This is a genomic window from Hyphomonas sp. BRH_c22, assembly GCF_000961795.1.
GTDB lineage: Bacteria > Pseudomonadota > Alphaproteobacteria > Caulobacterales > Hyphomonadaceae > Hyphomonas.
Window position 1 is genome coordinate 1 of record NZ_LADU01000058.1, and the last position, 14,779, is coordinate 14,779.

General features: G+C 63.7%; 18 protein-coding genes and 1 pseudogene. 6 read left to right on the top strand and 13 right to left on the bottom strand.

Features of this window, described 5'->3' with window-relative positions; all coding sequences use genetic code 11:
* A pseudogene (locus tag VR74_RS07410) lies at positions 1-192 on the bottom strand (COQ9 family protein); the annotation flags it as partial.
* Positions 193-262: 70 nt separating this feature from the next.
* Here VR74_RS07410 and rpsU point away from each other — a divergent pair.
* Positions 263-529 (top strand): 30S ribosomal protein S21, encoded by a 267-nt coding sequence (gene rpsU, locus VR74_RS20645; RefSeq protein ID WP_366462295.1) that lies wholly within the window; start codon positions 263-265, stop codon positions 527-529.
* A 214-nt stretch (positions 530-743) separates the two neighbouring features.
* Here rpsU and VR74_RS07415 read toward each other — a convergent pair whose 3' ends face one another.
* Positions 744-1,040, bottom strand: a complete 297-nt coding sequence (locus VR74_RS07415) for a hypothetical protein (protein WP_045695599.1) — start codon at positions 1,038-1,040, stop codon at positions 744-746.
* Positions 1,041-1,186: 146 nt separating this feature from the next.
* Here VR74_RS07415 and VR74_RS07420 point away from each other — a divergent pair, with 146 nt between their 5' ends.
* Complete coding sequence (locus VR74_RS07420; RefSeq protein WP_299949831.1) at positions 1,187-1,720, top strand: hypothetical protein; 534 nt, start codon at positions 1,187-1,189, stop codon at positions 1,718-1,720.
* A gap of 139 nt (positions 1,721-1,859) precedes the next feature.
* Here VR74_RS07420 and VR74_RS07425 read toward each other — a convergent pair whose 3' ends face one another.
* The gene (locus VR74_RS07425) at positions 1,860-3,248 is read right to left on the bottom strand and encodes an ABC transporter permease (protein WP_045695601.1); all 1,389 of its coding nucleotides are present in this window, start codon (positions 3,246-3,248) and stop codon (positions 1,860-1,862) included.
* Positions 3,248-4,210 carry an ATP-binding cassette domain-containing protein gene (locus VR74_RS07430; protein WP_045695602.1) on the bottom strand — a complete coding sequence of 321 codons (963 nt, stop codon included), beginning with the start codon at positions 4,208-4,210 and terminating at the stop codon, positions 3,248-3,250. Before VR74_RS07430 ends, VR74_RS07425 begins: the two co-directional genes overlap by 1 nt.
* Positions 4,211-4,323: 113 nt before the next feature.
* Here VR74_RS07430 and VR74_RS07435 point away from each other — a divergent pair, with 113 nt between their 5' ends.
* A complete protein-coding gene (locus VR74_RS07435) occupies positions 4,324-4,569 on the top strand; it encodes a hypothetical protein (RefSeq protein ID WP_299949833.1) in 246 nt (81 codons plus the stop codon).
* A 13-nt stretch (positions 4,570-4,582) separates the two neighbouring features.
* Here the strand turns inward: VR74_RS07435 and VR74_RS07440 are convergent, their stop codons facing one another.
* The 4 genes from VR74_RS07440 to VR74_RS20650 form a co-directional block, all read right to left on the bottom strand.
* Complete coding sequence (locus VR74_RS07440; RefSeq protein ID WP_045695603.1) at positions 4,583-4,885, bottom strand: aa3-type cytochrome c oxidase subunit IV; 303 nt, start codon at positions 4,883-4,885, stop codon at positions 4,583-4,585.
* 83 nt (positions 4,886-4,968) lie between these two features.
* Positions 4,969-5,418 (bottom strand): DUF1178 family protein, encoded by a 450-nt coding sequence (locus VR74_RS07445; RefSeq protein WP_045695604.1) that lies wholly within the window; start codon positions 5,416-5,418, stop codon positions 4,969-4,971.
* Positions 5,419-5,428: 10 nt separating this feature from the next.
* Positions 5,429-5,686 (bottom strand): glutaredoxin 3, encoded by a 258-nt coding sequence (gene grxC, locus VR74_RS07450; RefSeq protein ID WP_045695606.1) that lies wholly within the window; start codon positions 5,684-5,686, stop codon positions 5,429-5,431.
* Positions 5,687-5,721: 35 nt separating this feature from the next.
* On the bottom strand, positions 5,722-6,045 hold the full coding sequence (locus VR74_RS20650) for a phosphoribosyltransferase family protein (protein WP_366462296.1): 324 nt from the start codon (positions 6,043-6,045) through the stop codon (positions 5,722-5,724).
* 440 nt (positions 6,046-6,485) lie between these two features.
* Here VR74_RS20650 and VR74_RS07460 point away from each other — a divergent pair, with 440 nt between their 5' ends.
* Positions 6,486-7,400 (top strand): methyltransferase domain-containing protein, encoded by a 915-nt coding sequence (locus VR74_RS07460; protein WP_045695607.1) that lies wholly within the window; start codon positions 6,486-6,488, stop codon positions 7,398-7,400.
* 14 nt (positions 7,401-7,414) lie between these two features.
* Here VR74_RS07460 and VR74_RS07465 read toward each other — a convergent pair whose 3' ends face one another.
* Genes VR74_RS07465 through VR74_RS07480 form a run of 4 tightly spaced genes read right to left on the bottom strand, consistent with a single transcriptional unit; the run spans position 7,415 to position 10,212 of the window.
* Positions 7,415-7,600, bottom strand: a complete 186-nt coding sequence (locus VR74_RS07465; RefSeq protein ID WP_299949835.1) for a Flp family type IVb pilin — start codon at positions 7,598-7,600, stop codon at positions 7,415-7,417.
* Positions 7,601-7,616: 16 nt separating this feature from the next.
* Positions 7,617-8,018, bottom strand: a complete 402-nt coding sequence (mutT, locus tag VR74_RS07470) for an 8-oxo-dGTP diphosphatase MutT (RefSeq protein WP_045695609.1) — start codon at positions 8,016-8,018, stop codon at positions 7,617-7,619.
* Complete coding sequence (gene argJ / locus VR74_RS07475) at positions 8,015-9,265, bottom strand: bifunctional glutamate N-acetyltransferase/amino-acid acetyltransferase ArgJ (RefSeq protein WP_045695610.1); 1,251 nt, start codon at positions 9,263-9,265, stop codon at positions 8,015-8,017. Before argJ ends, mutT begins: the two co-directional genes overlap by 4 nt.
* Positions 9,262-10,212 carry a peptidylprolyl isomerase gene (locus tag VR74_RS07480; protein ID WP_299949837.1) on the bottom strand — a complete coding sequence of 317 codons (951 nt, stop codon included), beginning with the start codon at positions 10,210-10,212 and terminating at the stop codon, positions 9,262-9,264. The genes argJ and VR74_RS07480 overlap by 4 nt, the downstream gene beginning before the upstream one ends.
* Positions 10,213-10,400: 188 nt before the next feature.
* Here VR74_RS07480 and secA point away from each other — a divergent pair, with 188 nt between their 5' ends.
* Positions 10,401-13,133 (top strand): preprotein translocase subunit SecA, encoded by a 2,733-nt coding sequence (gene secA, locus VR74_RS07485; RefSeq protein WP_045695612.1) that lies wholly within the window; start codon positions 10,401-10,403, stop codon positions 13,131-13,133.
* Positions 13,134-13,137: 4 nt separating this feature from the next.
* Here secA and VR74_RS07490 read toward each other — a convergent pair whose 3' ends face one another.
* Positions 13,138-14,229 carry a citrate synthase/methylcitrate synthase gene (locus VR74_RS07490; RefSeq protein ID WP_045695613.1) on the bottom strand — a complete coding sequence of 364 codons (1,092 nt, stop codon included), beginning with the start codon at positions 14,227-14,229 and terminating at the stop codon, positions 13,138-13,140.
* A 91-nt stretch (positions 14,230-14,320) separates the two neighbouring features.
* Between VR74_RS07490 and VR74_RS07495 the strand changes: the two genes are divergently transcribed.
* The coding region (locus tag VR74_RS07495) for a citrate synthase (protein ID WP_299949839.1) at positions 14,321-14,779 on the top strand (459 nt) is incomplete at its 3' end.

The following is a 14,779-nucleotide window of genomic DNA, read 5'->3' on the forward strand; positions in this document are numbered from 1 at the left end:
TACAGCGGCGAAAAAGGCCTCGATCAGGTCGATCACGCCGTGCGGGGCGGCGAGGGCCTGCTCACCCGCGCTGAGCCCGGCTTCACGCGCCGCGAGCGCCGCGGTGGCATCGGTCCAGCCGTCAAAGGCGATGTGGGGCAGGAGGGCGTCCAGCCACCTGGAACGCAAGACATCGGTCGGCGTATGTGTCATAATACATCTTTGCATCATTTAAGGGGCTTGGCCAAATTGCTTCTTGCGTGATATAGGCGCCCCTTCATGGCTGACAAAGCCGCAGAAATTCGTAGGGGCGACGCCCCCAACCCAATGGAGAAGACCCATCGTACAGATCGTCGTCCGCGATAACAATGTCGAGCAGGCCCTGCGCGCACTGAAGAAAAAGATGCAGCGCGAAGGCCTCTTCCGCGAAATGAAGGCCCGTCAGGCCTTCGAAAAGCCATCCGAGAAAAAAGCCCGCCAGCGTGCCGAAGCCGTGCGCCGCGCGCGCAAGCTGGCCCGCAAGCGCGCCCAGCGCGAAGGCATCGTGTAGGCGTTTTACGTCTCACGCCTTGAAAAAAGCCCCGTCAGAGCGATCTGGCGGGGCTTTTTCTTTTGGGGGTCAGGCGGCGGCGCAATCAGGGTGGGGAGTCATTGATTCCTGCCCGGGACACGGCTCTTCAGCGCGTCACGGATGGACGAGGCAGCGACGGAAAGCCATGACCCTCAAGGCGACGGCCGGGTACCCGCAGACCAGAAAATTCGGTCTACTTGTGTTCGCGGGTCAGGGCGAAGCCAAGTAGTCCAACAGCTGCTGCGGCAAGTGCGGCGGCGGTAATCGGGTGCTCACGAACTTCTTCACCGGCCTCTTTCGCCAGGTTCACGGTTTGCTGCTTGAGACTGTCGGCGAGCTTGGAGGCTGCATGAACAAAGCCGCGCGCCGATTCCGTGATTGCATCGTCACCGTGGTCGCCGATGTTTTTCGTCATTCGGCCCAAGGCGTGAACGACGACCCCGTAATCATCTGACAATTCGGTGATCAGTTTTTTCGTGGAGTTCGTCATGTGCGTATCTCCTGGTATTCACGCACCCAACATACGCTTGGCCGAGTGCCGCGTTGCTGATGCAACCGGGAATATGGTGCAGAAACCGATACTTTGAAAGACACGGCTTCGAAATTTCAGTGAGATGGAGTAGCCCTGATGTTGCCATGACTATCCGCATTGTCTTTGTGCTCTCCATTTTGACAGCGGCCTGCGGCTGCGCATCTACGACGTATGCCGACAAACCCGGTGACGAGCGGCTGCAGAACGCACTCGAGCAGCCGTTTCGCGATGTCAGCTGGATGAGGGAAAATCCGCCGGATATCCTAATCAGGGCGGTTGAAAATCCGTATGAGTGGGCCCGGGAATCCGGGTGCACCGATATCCTTTCCGAAATCGAGGCACTGGACCTGGTGCTTGGGCCGGACCTGGATCAGATCCTGGAAGAGGATGGCGAGACGAACCGTGACGGGAACGCGGTTCTTTCCGGGGCGATAAGCAGTCTGATCGGCCTTCCCTACCGCGGAATCGTTCGAACTATTTCAGGTGCAGGAAAGCGGGAAAGGGAACTGCGAAAGGCTATTCTGGCGGGCATGGTGCGGCGCGGCTTTCTGAAAGGCCTGGCCCTTGATGCTGGATGCAGGAGCCCGGAGGTGCCGCTTTCAGATGAGGTGGTGCACGCCCTAGAGAATGATCGATGACTGAGCCGATTGATTGCCATTGAGACAGGGCGGGCAGAAGCGATCTTTCGGAATTCGACGGCTTGGGGCCAATTCCGGTCAAGGCTGGTTGGAATTCCTGATGATCGTTCTGGCGGGGATTTTTTAGACGGGCATGGGATCAGCCCTTGCGGCCGAGCATGCGTTTGAAGACGCCGGCGAGGTCGCCGATGCCGGCGCCGTGGACGGCACCGGCGCGGTAGATCTTGGTGGCGAACCAGAGGATGGCGAGGGCGGTGAGGGCCATGATACCCATCTGGGCGATGACTTCCCACATAGGCGGATTGTGCGGCATGCGCAGGATCAGGAGGAACGGCGTGAAGACCGGGATCCATGAGGCGATGTCGACAATCGGGGAGCCGGGATCCTGGAAGGCGATGAAGATGGCAAACATGGGCAGCATGAGCAGGATCATCATCGGGCTGAGCAGGGTTTGCGCTTCCTGGATCGTGTCGCAGAGCGAGCCGAGGGCCATGAAGATCATGCCGTACATGACATAGCCGAGCAGGAAGCTGATCAGGCCGGGGATGATGATGGCCGGGTTGGCGAAGGCGGCGAGGAAGGGCGAGAGCAGGCTGGCGCCGCCGGGGATCTGGCTGGTGGCGAACAGGGAGGCCCCGAACGCAAAGAGGCCCCAGGACAGCATCATCGTGGAGGTGACGGCGAACACGGCCAGCAGCTTGCCCGCGAGCAGTTCCGGCAGCCTGACCGAGGTAAGCAGCGTGTCGAAAATCTTGTTGGAGCGTTCCTCTATCGTGCCCATCAGCAGGTACTGGATGATCGAGAAGATCATCAGCCAGAGGAAATAGGCGAGGCCGCCCGCGACATAGACCGGCGCGCGGTCGGCCATGGTGACTTCCGAGCCGGTCGTGGCCTGCTCAACCACGGTGCGGATGCGGTAGGCGGGAACCTGCAAGGCCCCGGCATCGACCTCGGCCAGGAAATCCGCGCCGAGACCGGCTTCGCTGAGCGCATCCTGGCGCGCAAGGCGGCGCATCGCATTGGCGGCCACGGCCCGCAGCGCCACGACATTCACGTCGTCGCTCCAGTATTCGAGGCTTGATCCATCCGTAGACGGAATAAACACGGCAAAGAGCGACTTGTCACCGAGCGGTCCGGAGACGAGACGCTCGCCCATCAGATAGGGGCGCAGCGCGTCGATGGAGGCGGCGGGCGCGGGCACGAGAATGAACTTGCGCTGGGGCGCGGCATTGCCGGATTCAAGTGCTGCCTGGTGTTCGGGCGGCAGATCCATTGTGGCGGCGAGATCGCGCGCCTGCTGGCCGGCGGCTTCATCATCCCGGGCAAATTCAGCCTCAATGGCCGCAGCATAGATGCCGGCCGGATCGACAACGGCGTAGTAACGCACGGGCGAGGACTTGGCCGCGAAGACGGCAAATGTCCCGCCGATGAGCATGAACAGCGGCACGGCGGCGAGGCTGAGCCAGAAGCCCCAGGCCCTGACATAGCCGAGATAGTCGCGGCGGAAGATCAGATAGACATTGCGCATCAGGCCGCCTCCCCCGCTGCGGATTCGCGCAAGGCGGCGGCATCGGCCTCGCCGACCAGCGACACGAAGACATCGCGCAGGCGGGCCTCCTCCGGCGCGAAGCCGACAATCGGCGCCCCGGCATCAATCGCGGCCCGCAGCGCATCCTGTGCGCCGGTGCCGCGCGGCAGGCTGATGCGCCAGGCATCGCCGGGGCCGTTTTCCGGTGCGCGGTGCGCTTCAAAGCCAGCCGGTGCCAGTGCTGCGGCGAGGTCGAAGCCTTCGGCCACGGCAATGCGGGCCCCGCGGCCGAGCGAGGCGAAGGCATCGTCCAGCGTGCCGTCAAAGACCTTGCGCCCCCGCGCCATCATGACGATGCGGTCGCACAGGCGTTCGGCATGTTCCATCACATGGGTGGAAAAGAGGATCGTCGCGCCGCGGTCATGCTCTGTGCGGATCAGGTCTTCGAGAACCTGCTGGTTGACCGGGTCGAGGCCGGAGAAAGGCTCGTCGAGAATCAGGAATTCCGGGCGATGGGCCAGCGTCGACAGGATCTGGACCTTCTGCGCCATGCCCTTGGACAATTTGGAGATGCGCGTGGACTTGAACTCGCCAAGGCCTGACATGTCGAGCAGTTCAATGGCGCGGGCACGGGCATCGCGAGCGGTGAGGCCCTTGAGGCGGGCGAAATGCTCGATCGTCGCGCGCGTGGTCATCTTCTTGTAGAGGCCACGCTCCTCCGGCAGGAAGCCGACGCGCTTCAGCGTGGATATCTCAGGAGGCTTGCCGAACAGGCTGACGCTGCCGCTGTCGGGCTGCATCACGCCAAGCGCCATGCGCAGGCTGGTCGACTTGCCGGCGCCGTTCGGCCCGAGGAAGCCGATAATGGCCCCTTCCGGCACAGTGAGGGACAGGTCGCTGACGGCGGTAAACGCACCAAAACGCTTCGTGGCGTGCGAGATGACAAGGGGCGGCATGCTCATGGAAGCCTCCTCGGCAGGTGAAATCGCGCATCGCGTAGCGATTCCCGATAAAGAACATGGTTCTTCGCCCGGAACGCCTTGCCAAGCCCTTAAAGCCGACGCAGCATATTGGCATGAAGACGGAAATTGCGCCTGCACCTCCGGGATGCCTTCTGCTGACGAAAGATGATGTCGTCAGCACACGGCGTCATGACCTGCTGGAGCGCAACCGCCTTCTGGCGCGTATTGATGCTGCGCTTTCACGGATGGATCATGGCCGGTTCGGTGTGTGCACACAGTGCAACGGCCCGATTCCCATGCGTAATCTGGAAGCCGACCCCGCTCTGGCGCGGTGTCCTGATTGCCGGGAAGACTGCTAGTCCGGCCCGCGTCCTAGAGAAGGACGCTGAACAGCCAGATGAAGCCCTGCACCACGAGCGCGAGCAGAATGAGCAGAACCATGGTCGCCATCCAGCGTCCGCCAAGGTTCAGGAACAGCCCGGCGGCAAAGCCGACGATCGCCATGAGGCCGAGCGCCACCATCCAGTTCATGCCGATGGCCACAGCCAGAACGGCATAACCGATCGAAAGGACCAGCAGCAGGCCGCCCCAGACGCCGCCGGTGATGAAACCGTCCCACGTTGCCTTCTGTGCCTGAATGTCCATTTCGCCGTGATGATATTCGCTGGTCGCCATGAGGCCTCTCCGTGACTCGTATCTGCAGGTCGTATTAGCGAAGGCACCGCAAGGGTCAAGCGCGTCAAAGCGCGCGGGGCCGTTCAATTCAGCTTGCGCTTCGATGTGGCCTGTTTCGGGGGTTTTGGCGTGAAAGCCCGCGGCAGAGGCGCTGCCGGCACCCCTTCCTCTGCGAGGGCCGCTGATTCTTCGGGCGTTGTCGCGCCCCATATCGGGCGGTCATCGGTCTCACCATAGAACATGGCCCGCGCCTCACTGGCGAAATCATCACCGACATAGTCAAAATTCTGCGCCACGTGATCGCGGGCCCTGGCGGCAAATTCCTCGGCCAGCCGCTCGGCGTCAGACCGCGCAGCCGCCTTCCTCGGCGATTTCACCGATGGCGCCATGATCTGCTTGGACACATTGGCGCCGACGCATTCCGGGCATGTCACAAGGCGCTTGCCTGCCAGCGTGTCGAACGCCGAAGACGAGGCGAACCAGGCCTCGAATGCGTGCTCGCAGTCCCCGCAGATAAGCGCGTAACGGATCATGGGCCCCGCCTCAGGCCGCCAGAAGCGCGTCGAGTTCACCCGCGCGATCCAGAGCCATCATGTCGTCACAGCCACCGATATGCTTGTCGCCAATGAAGATTTGCGGGAACGTGCGGCCACCGCCGGACCGTTCGATCATTTCGGCCTTCTTGGCCGCGTCCATTCCGGCATCGATTTCGGTCAGGTCGACCTTCTTGCCTTTCAGCAAGGCAAGTGCGCGGCTGCAATACGGGCAGAATGCGCGTGTGTAGATGGTGACCTTGGGCATTGAGGCAGGCTCCTTAAAGCAATGAGTTCACCAGCTTATATGGTAATATCCGTCTCTCGAACAACGCACGCAAGCACAAGCACATCCACATTCCCGGCACCTGCCTGTTTCAGGGCCCGCGTGCAGACCGAGACTGTCGCGCCGGTGGTTAACACATCGTCGACGAGCAATATCCGGCGGCCTGAAATCCGCGGCGCGGCGCGTTTTGTGATGGTAAATGCGCCTGCGACATTGCGGCGGCAGGCACGGGCCGACAGGCCGCCCTGCGTGGGTGTACGCCGCGTACGCTTGAGTGCATCGACCATGACGGGCGTGCCGGACAGGCGGGAAATTTCCCGTGCCAGCCGGACTGGTTGAATCCGCGCCGCACGAGCCGGGCATAGTGCAGGGGCACGGGCACGATCAGGTCGGCTTCATCGACCAGCGTGCGGCCCGACTGGAGCATCCAGCTGGCCAGGGTTGCCAGCCCGTCACGGCGGCCGGACCGCTTCAGGTCCAGCACCGGGCGGCGTGAGGCGGCGTCATAGACCATGGCGGCGCGGGCCCTGTTCCGGCGCGGCGGGCGGGCGATGCAGGGTGCACATACGGCCCCGGGGCCAAGGTCGAATCCAGGCGGGGTGCCGCAGGTGTCGCACACGGCCCGGTGAGAAAGTGGATCTGGCCGAATTCTTCAGGCGCGAGGGGCCCTTTTCCAATGCCGCGCGGGCCCGATACCAGCGAGCGGGGCGGCCATAGCGTGTCTGCCAGGCCGCGCAGAAAGCCCTTTGCGCGGGCCTGACGCCGGTCCATATCGCCTAGCATGACCCCTCCTGCCCCTCCCAAAGCCCCGCCGCGCCTGTTCAACCGCGACCTGCTGGTCCGCCGCCGCGACCGGGCGGCACGGCACTTCCAGGAGTTTGCCTTCCTCAAGGCCCGCGTGTCGAGAGACATCGCCGACCGGCTGGACGATACGACGCGGACGTTCCGGTCGGGGCTGGAACTGGGCGGGCATGACGGGGGCGTTGCAAGGGTGCTGGCGGGTGGCGGCAAGGTGGGGGCCATGCTTGTGACCGATGCCTCGCCGGGCATGGTGGCGCAGGCAGCGGCCCACGGCCTCGACGCGGAAGTCGCCGACGAGGAGGCCCTGCCCTATGCGCCGGCGAGTTTCGACCTCGTCGTCTCGGCCCTGTCACTGCACTGGGTCAATGACCTGCCCGGCGCGCTGGTGCAGGTGCGCAGAGTGCTGGAACCGGACGGCCTGTTTGTTGGCGCGCTGCTGGGCGCAGGCACGCTCGGTGAAGTGCGGACCTGCCTGGTCGAGGCGGAAACCGAGATCATGGGCGGCCTGGCGCCGCGCCTGTCACCGCTGCCCGCGCTGTCGGACATGGCCGCGCTGATGCAGCGGGCGGGCTTTGCCCTGCCGGTCGTGGACCGGGACAGCGTGACGGTGCGCTATGATTCCCTGTTCGGCCTGCTGGCTGACCTGAAGGGCATGGGCGAGCGCGCCGCCTTTGCGCCCGGCATGGGCCAGCCCCTGCCCCGGCGCGTGCTGATGCGGGCCGCAGAGCTTTATGCGCAGAATTTCAGCGATCCGGACGGCCGGGTGCGCGCGACGTTTGAAATCATCTACCTGTCAGGCTGGTCGCCCGCGCCGAACCAGCCAAAACCGCTGAAACCGGGCAGCGCGACAGCCAGCCTCGCAGAGGCCGTGCGGAAGCAGGCTGGCCGCCAATAGCAAACCTGGGTGGCTCAAGGGGTGTTGGCGTCTTCCAGGGCACCGGCCGTTTCGTTGAACGAATTCGCCGTGGATGAACCGACAGCGGTGACACCGCCGACGATGGCAATCGCGATCACGCCGACGATCAAGCCGTATTCCAGCGCTGTTGCCCCCCGCTCTTCAGCGGCAAACCGGGCAAGCAGAATCTTCAGTCCCATCTCCGACCCTCCCAGGTCACTTTCCGGAGAGCTGGCGGAACAGAGGAATGTCTGCCGCCGGCGCCGGATAATCGTGCAGGGATGAAGGCGCGACCCATGCGAAGGATTGGCCTTCCCGCGGGTGCACGTCGCCGGTCCATACAAGACACCGGAAGAGTGGCATAAGTAGGTGAAAATTCGGATAATTGTGACTGGCAAAACTGATCGGTTCGAGGTCGTTTTCGTCAACCGTAATTGACAATTCCTCGTGCAGTTCGCGCACGAGCGCCTGTTCCGGCGTCTCGCCCGGCTCGACCTTCCCGCCCGGAAATTCCCATAGGCCGGCCATGGCCTTGCCTTCCGGTCTCTGGGCCAGCAGGATCTCGCCCCTGCTATTGTACAGCGCTGCCGCGACGACCAGCACGAGCGGCCGGGTCATGTCCGGTAGGCGCCATTGATATCGACATAGCCGTGGGTCAGGTCGCAGGTCCAGACCGTAGCCGCGAACGCGTCGACGCCGAGGTCAACGCGAATGGTGAATTCCGGTTTCGCAAAGACGGCGCTGGCCGCCGCTTCGTCATAGTCCGGCGCGCGGGCGCCATGGCTGGCGACCTGGACATCATCGAACCAGATCGCGAGCTTTTCCATCACGATAGGCTCGAGCGACTTGCCGACGGCCATCACGACACGGCCCCAATTGGCGTCCCCGGCGGCCATGGCGGTCTTGATCAGCGGGGAGTTGGCAATCTCGCAGGCGACGATCTTGGCCGAGAGTTGCGACACGGCGCCTTCGACGCGGACGGTAACAAACTTGCTGGCACCCTCGCCATCCTTGACGACCTGCAGGGCCAGATCGAGGCAGGTGGCGTGCAGCGCGTCTGCGAAAGCGGGGAAACGCTCATCCTCGCGGGTATCAATCGGGGGCGCGCCCGTGGCCCCGGTCGCGAATACCATGAGCGTGTCGGATGTGGACGTGTCGCCATCGACAGTGATCGCGTTGAACGTCTCGTCGGCAATGTCTTCGAGCAGGTCCTGTAGCAGGTCTGCATCGATGGCGGCATCGGTGAAGACATAGGACAGCATGGTCGCCATGTTCGGCGCGATCATGCCGGAGCCCTTGGCAATACCGGCAAAGGCGGTGGGCACGCCTGCGAGTCCGACTGTCCGGCCGGACGCCTTGGGATAGGTGTCGGTGGTCATGAAGGCACGGGCACAGGCCTGCCAGTCGGGAGCGGCCAGCTTGGCGGCGAGGTCCGGCACGAAAGCGCCGACATAGTTCGGGTCTGGCAGCGGCTCGCCGATGACGCCGGTCGCGGCGAGAAAGCAGGTCTCCTTCGGCACGCCGAGGGCTTCGGTCAGCGCCTTCAGAGTCGCCTCATTCTTCTCCACGCCCTTTGGCCCGGTAAATGCGTTGGAATTGCCCGAATTCGCGATCAGGGCCCGCGCGGCGCCGCCGCCTTCGCCCAGCGCCTCACGGCACCAGAGCACATCGGCCGATGCCGTGTGCGACACGGTATAGACACCGGCGCAGGTGGTGCCTTCGTCAAACGCGAACAGGAACACATCGTCCCGCGTGATGCCCCGGCGGGCATAGAAGCCACGCGATCCGGTGGCCGCGCGCACGCCCTTCACCTCCGGCAGGACAGGAAAGCGTGCAGGCGCAAACGGGGACGGTTTCAGGTTCACAGTTCATTTCCTTCAGGAACGGCCGAGGAGTCTTCGGACAGGGGCGCCGGCTTCTCATCCAGTGACAGCGGCGTGGGAGTGGCGCCCGGCGCGCCGGGGCCGCCTTCCTGAATCGTGGCCTTGGTGCGCAATTCGCGCAGAATCTTGCTGATCTCGTTCAGCGTCAGGAAGGTGACGATTTCGGGCCGCATCTCGTCGCGTGTCTTTGGCGCACGGGTCCGGCGGTCCTTGACCTTCAGAATGTGCCAGCCATCGGCGCTCTGGAACGGCTTCGACACGTCGCCCTCCTGCGTGTCGGCGATCATGACCGGAAACGGATCGGGCTGGTCATTCGGCGAGACATAGCCAAGATTACCATTCTCCATGCGTGTCGCCGTATCCCTGGAATGGGCCCGCGCCATGCTCTCGAAGCTCGCCCCGTCCTGAATCTCGGCATACACGGCCTCAGCCTCTTCCTGCGTGTCGAACAGGATGTGCGCGATCGCGACTTCATCGTTCGACTGCTGCAGGGCCACCTGTTCGGCATACATCCTGTCGATGCTGGCATCGGTCACCTCGCGGGCGACCAGGTCTTCAACCAGCAGGTTGCCGAGGATGCGTTCACGGGCGATCTGCAGGCGGCGCTGGGCGGCGGGTTCCTGGTCGATCTTGCGGCGGAGCGCCTCCTGGGCCATCAGCTTCTGGTCAATCAACTGATCGAGCACCGTCTTGTATTCCGTGCTCTTGTGATCGAGCGGCTGGCCGGCGGGGATAAGGCCGCGCGCAACGGCCTCCAGTTCCACGTCGCTGATATAGATTTTCTCGCCATTCACGGTGGTCGCCGCAGCGCCTTCGACCTGGACCGGAATCTCGGCTTCGTCGCCGCTGCCGCAGGCGCACAGGACAAGCAGGGCCGCGCCGCAGGCGAGCCTGCTGATTCTGGCCGTATTTACCTTGAAAAACAGCACGCTTATCTCCCATGATCGCTGAGGGCGTCGCATTGACACCCCTTTGTCGGCTTCTTAAGTCTGACCCTAACTCTGGTCGAGACCTCCCGACCAGTGTAAGCGCTGCGGAAGAACCCGCAAATGTCCTGCCATATGTCGCTGTCGGGATTAAGAGTTTAGTTTGCCCAGATCGATTGGTGCCGCCTGATATGCTTTCCGTTGCCCGCAAGATTTTTGGTTCCGCCAACGACCGCAAGTTGAAACCCCTCCGCGCCCGGGTCAACCGCATCAACGCCCTCGAGCCCATGATGGAAGCGCTGTCCGATCAGGCGCTGAAGGGCAAGACGGCCGAGTTCCGCAAACGGCTGGCCGATGGCGCCACGCTGGACAGCCTCCTGGAAGAAGCCTTTGCCGTTGTCCGCGAGGCCTCGCGCCGCGCGCTGGGCATGCGCCATTTCGACGTCCAGATGATGGGCGGCATGATTCTGCATTCCGGTGCCATCGCCGAGATGCGGACGGGTGAAGGCAAGACGCTGGTGGCGACGCTGGCGGTCTACCTCAATGCGCTTGAAGGCAAGGGCGTGCACGTCATCACGGTGAACGACTATCTCGCCAAGCGCGACGCCGAATGGATGAGCGGGATCTACAGCTTCCTTGGTATGACAACCGGCATCATCGTGCACGGCGTCACCGACGAGGAACGCAAGGCCGCCTATGCCGCCGACATCACCTACGGAACGAACAATGAGTTCGGGTTCGATTACCTGCGCGACAACATGAAATACTCTCTGGAGCAGATGGCCCAGCGCGGGCACCATTACGCCATCGTCGACGAGGTCGATTCGATCCTGATCGATGAGGCCCGCACGCCGCTGATCATTTCCGGCCCGACCGACGACCGTTCAGAACTCTACATCGCGCTCGACAATCTGATGCCGCGCCTCGAAGACGGCGATTACGAACTCGACGAGAAGCAGCGCTCGGTCACCTATACCGAGACCGGCACCGAGAAGATTGAGAACTGGCTGACCGAAGCCGGCCTGCTGGAAGGCTCGATGTGGGAGCCGACGAACATCTCGTTCGTGCACCACGCCAACCAGGCCCTGCGCGCACACAAGCTGTACAACAAGGACAAGGACTATCTGGTCAAGGACGGCCAGGTCATGCTGGTCGACGAATTCACCGGACGCATGATGGAAGGCCGCCGCCTGTCGGAAGGCCTGCACCAGGCCATCGAGGCCAAGGAACGCGTCGATATCAAGCCCGAGAACCAGACGCTCGCCTCGATCACGTTCCAGAACTATTTCCGTCTCTACAAGAAGCTCGCCGGCATGACCGGCACGGCGCTGACCGAGGCCTCCGAATTCCACGACATCTACAAGCTCGAAGTGGTCGACCTGCCGACCAACAAGGAAATTCAGCGCATCGACGATGACGATGTCGTCTACCGGACGGCCAAGGCGAAATATGCCGAGATCGTCAAGGAAGTGAAGGAATGCCAGGCCAAGGGCCAGCCGATCCTCCTCGGCACCGCGTCGATCGAGAAATCGGAAATCCTGTCCAGCCTGCTGACGGCTGCGAAAATCCCGCACAAGGTGCTGAACGCGCGCCACCACGAACAGGAAGCCTTCATCGTCGCCAATGCCGGCGTGCCGGGCGCCATCACGGTGGCCACCAACATGGCTGGCCGCGGCACCGACATCCAGCTCGGCGGCAACCTTGAAATGCGCATCGAGCAGGACAAGGCCGCCCGGGAAAAAGAGCTGGGCCGCGAACTGACCGAGAGCGAGCTGACAATGCTCACCTCGCAGATCAAGGCCGATATTGAAGTGAAGAAGAAGCGCGCGCTGGATGCCGGCGGGCTCTACGTGCTCGGCACCGAGCGCCATGAAAGCCGCCGCATCGACAACCAGCTGCGCGGCCGGACGGGCCGCCAGGGCGATCCGGGCCGTTCGAAATTCTATATCTCCATCGAAGACGACCTGATGCGGATCTTTGCCGCCGAGCGCATGGACGCCGTGATGCGCCGCCTCGGCATCAAGGAAGACGAGGGCATTACCCATCCCTGGATGAACAAGGCGATGGAAACCTCGCAGCGCAAGATCGAGGAACGCAATTTCGAGATCCGCAAGAATGTCCTGAAGTATGACGATGTCATCAATGACCAGCGCAAGGCCATGTTCGAACAGCGCATGGAATTCCTGCGTGCCGATGACGTGTCAGACACGATCGCGGAAATGCGCGACCATGTGATCGATGCGCTGGTGCTGCGCACGATGCCGGAAAAGGCCTATGCCGAACAATGGGACATTGCCGGGCTGAAAGAGGCCCTGCAGACCGATCTCGCGCTGGACCTGCCGGTCGCCGAATGGGCCGCTGAAGAAGGCGTCGCCAACCAGGAGATTGCCGCGCGTATACGCGAACATGTCACCAAAGCCTATGACGGTCTGGCAAACCAGGTCGGTGCAGAGCAGATGCGCCGGATCGAGAAGCAGGTCCTGCTGCAAGTGCTGGACCTGCGCTGGCGCGAACACCTGCAGCAGATCGACCAGCTGCGCTCGGTGATCCACCTGCGCTCCTACGGCCAGCGCGATCCGCTGAACGAGTTCAAGGAAGAGGCGTTCAACCTGTTCTACGCCCTGCTCAACGAGTTGCGCGCCACCGTGACCCGCTCACTGATGCATATCCGCGTGCAGCCGCCTGAACAGCGCCGCCCGGCCCCGCCGCCGCCCCTTCCGCCGATGCGTGAAATGCACCTCGACCCGGATACGGGCGTCAACGAGATGTCGCCCGAGGAACCGGCCGGCAATACCGGCCCCGGCCCGGCGCTTCACCAGGCCGAGGATGACTGGTCGAACACGCCGCGCAATTCGGCCTGTCCGTGCGGCTCTGGCAAGAAATACAAGCATTGCCACGGCGCCCTGACGCCGCAGCGCGCCTGATCCGTCAGGCCGCTTCGGCGGGCTCTGGTCCCACATAGGCTGATTGCGGGCGGATGAGACGCCCCGTGAGGCGCTGCTCGCGGGCATGGGCGAGCCATCCGGCCGTGCGGCCTGTGGCGAACACGGCGGTGAAGGCATCGGGCGGGAAGCCCAGCGCTTCGAGCAGGAGCGCGGTGTAGAATTCCACATTCACGTCCAGCGGCCGGTCCGGCTTGTGCGCCTGCAGGATCCTGAGGGCCGCCGCTTCCACGGCTTCGGCGAGCATCAGCCGGCCTGGCAGGACATTCGAGCCTTCCGACATGCGCCTGACGGCCGCCTTGAGGGCGTCGGCGCGGGGATCGCGGACCTTGTAGATGCGGTGGCCAAAGCCCATCAGGCGGTCACCGCGCGCCAGCGCTGCCTCGATCCACGCTTCGGCATTGTCCGGCCGGCCGATGCCATCGAGCATGGCAATGATCGGACCCGGCGCGCCGCCGTGCAGCGGGCCCTTGAGCGCCGCGAGCCCGGCCAGCACCGAGGATGTCAGGCCCGACCATGTCGAGGCGACGACACGCGCCGCGAAAGTGGAAGCATTCAGGCCATGATCGGCCACCGTGACCAGATAGGTGTCGAGCGCGCCTGCCACTTCCGGCGACGGCATCTTGCCGGTCAGCATGTGCAGCATGTCGGCGGCATGACCCTGTCCGGGCCTTGGCGGCAGGGGGCTCAATCCCCGGCGGCGGCGCAGGATCGCGGGCAGGAGAACGGCTGGCGCGGCTAGCAGGCGCAGCGCGGTATCGATATCCTCGCCATCGTGGATCCGCGCGATCAGGGCGCGCATGCCGTCCATGGGCGGCAGGGCCAGGATGCCGTCATCTATGCGCTGGACAAGGGCGAACGCCTCTTCCCGTGCCCGGCCCAGCCGGGCGGCAAAGGCGCCCGCATCCGGCAGGTCGTCGAACAGGCCGGTGAAGAGCAGCCGGGCCACCTCCTCGAAGGGCTTGTGCCCGGCAATCTGGTCCAGCGCGTAGCCCTTGATGACCAGGACGCCGTTGGCGCCATCGACCGATGACAGGCGCGTTTCAGCGGCGACGACATTTTCCAAACCCATGCTCATGGTCAGATCTCCTCTTGTTTCCAGATGGGAGATCGGCGCATATGGATACATCGTCAATCTTGATCAATATAATCAATATAAGGCCCAGACCATGGCGTGGATCAGTTCCGACGAGGCGATACGCCTGCTCGGCGTGCGGCCGCAGACGCTCTACGCCTATGTCAGCCGCGGGCGGCTGGAGGCGCGGCCGGACCCGGACGATCCGCGCCGGTCGCTCTACAGCGCCGAGGATGTCGAACGGCTGGCTACACGGAAATCAGGACCTAAACGCGCCGCCGAGATTGCCCGCGCCTCCATCGCCTGGGGCGAACCGGTCCTGACCTCTGCCCTGACCGTGATTGCGGACGGACGCCTGTGTTATCGCGGCGTGGATGCGATCAGGCTTTCAGATACGGCAACACTGGAAGAAGCTGCGGCCCTGTTCTGGGCGGCGCCCTATGCGCCGCGCGCGACGCCCCCCCCTGCAGCCGATGGACCGCTCAAGACCCGCCTGTTCCTGGCGCTTGCGGCCCGTGCGGGCAGCGATCCGCATGCACGCGGCCGGGCGCCT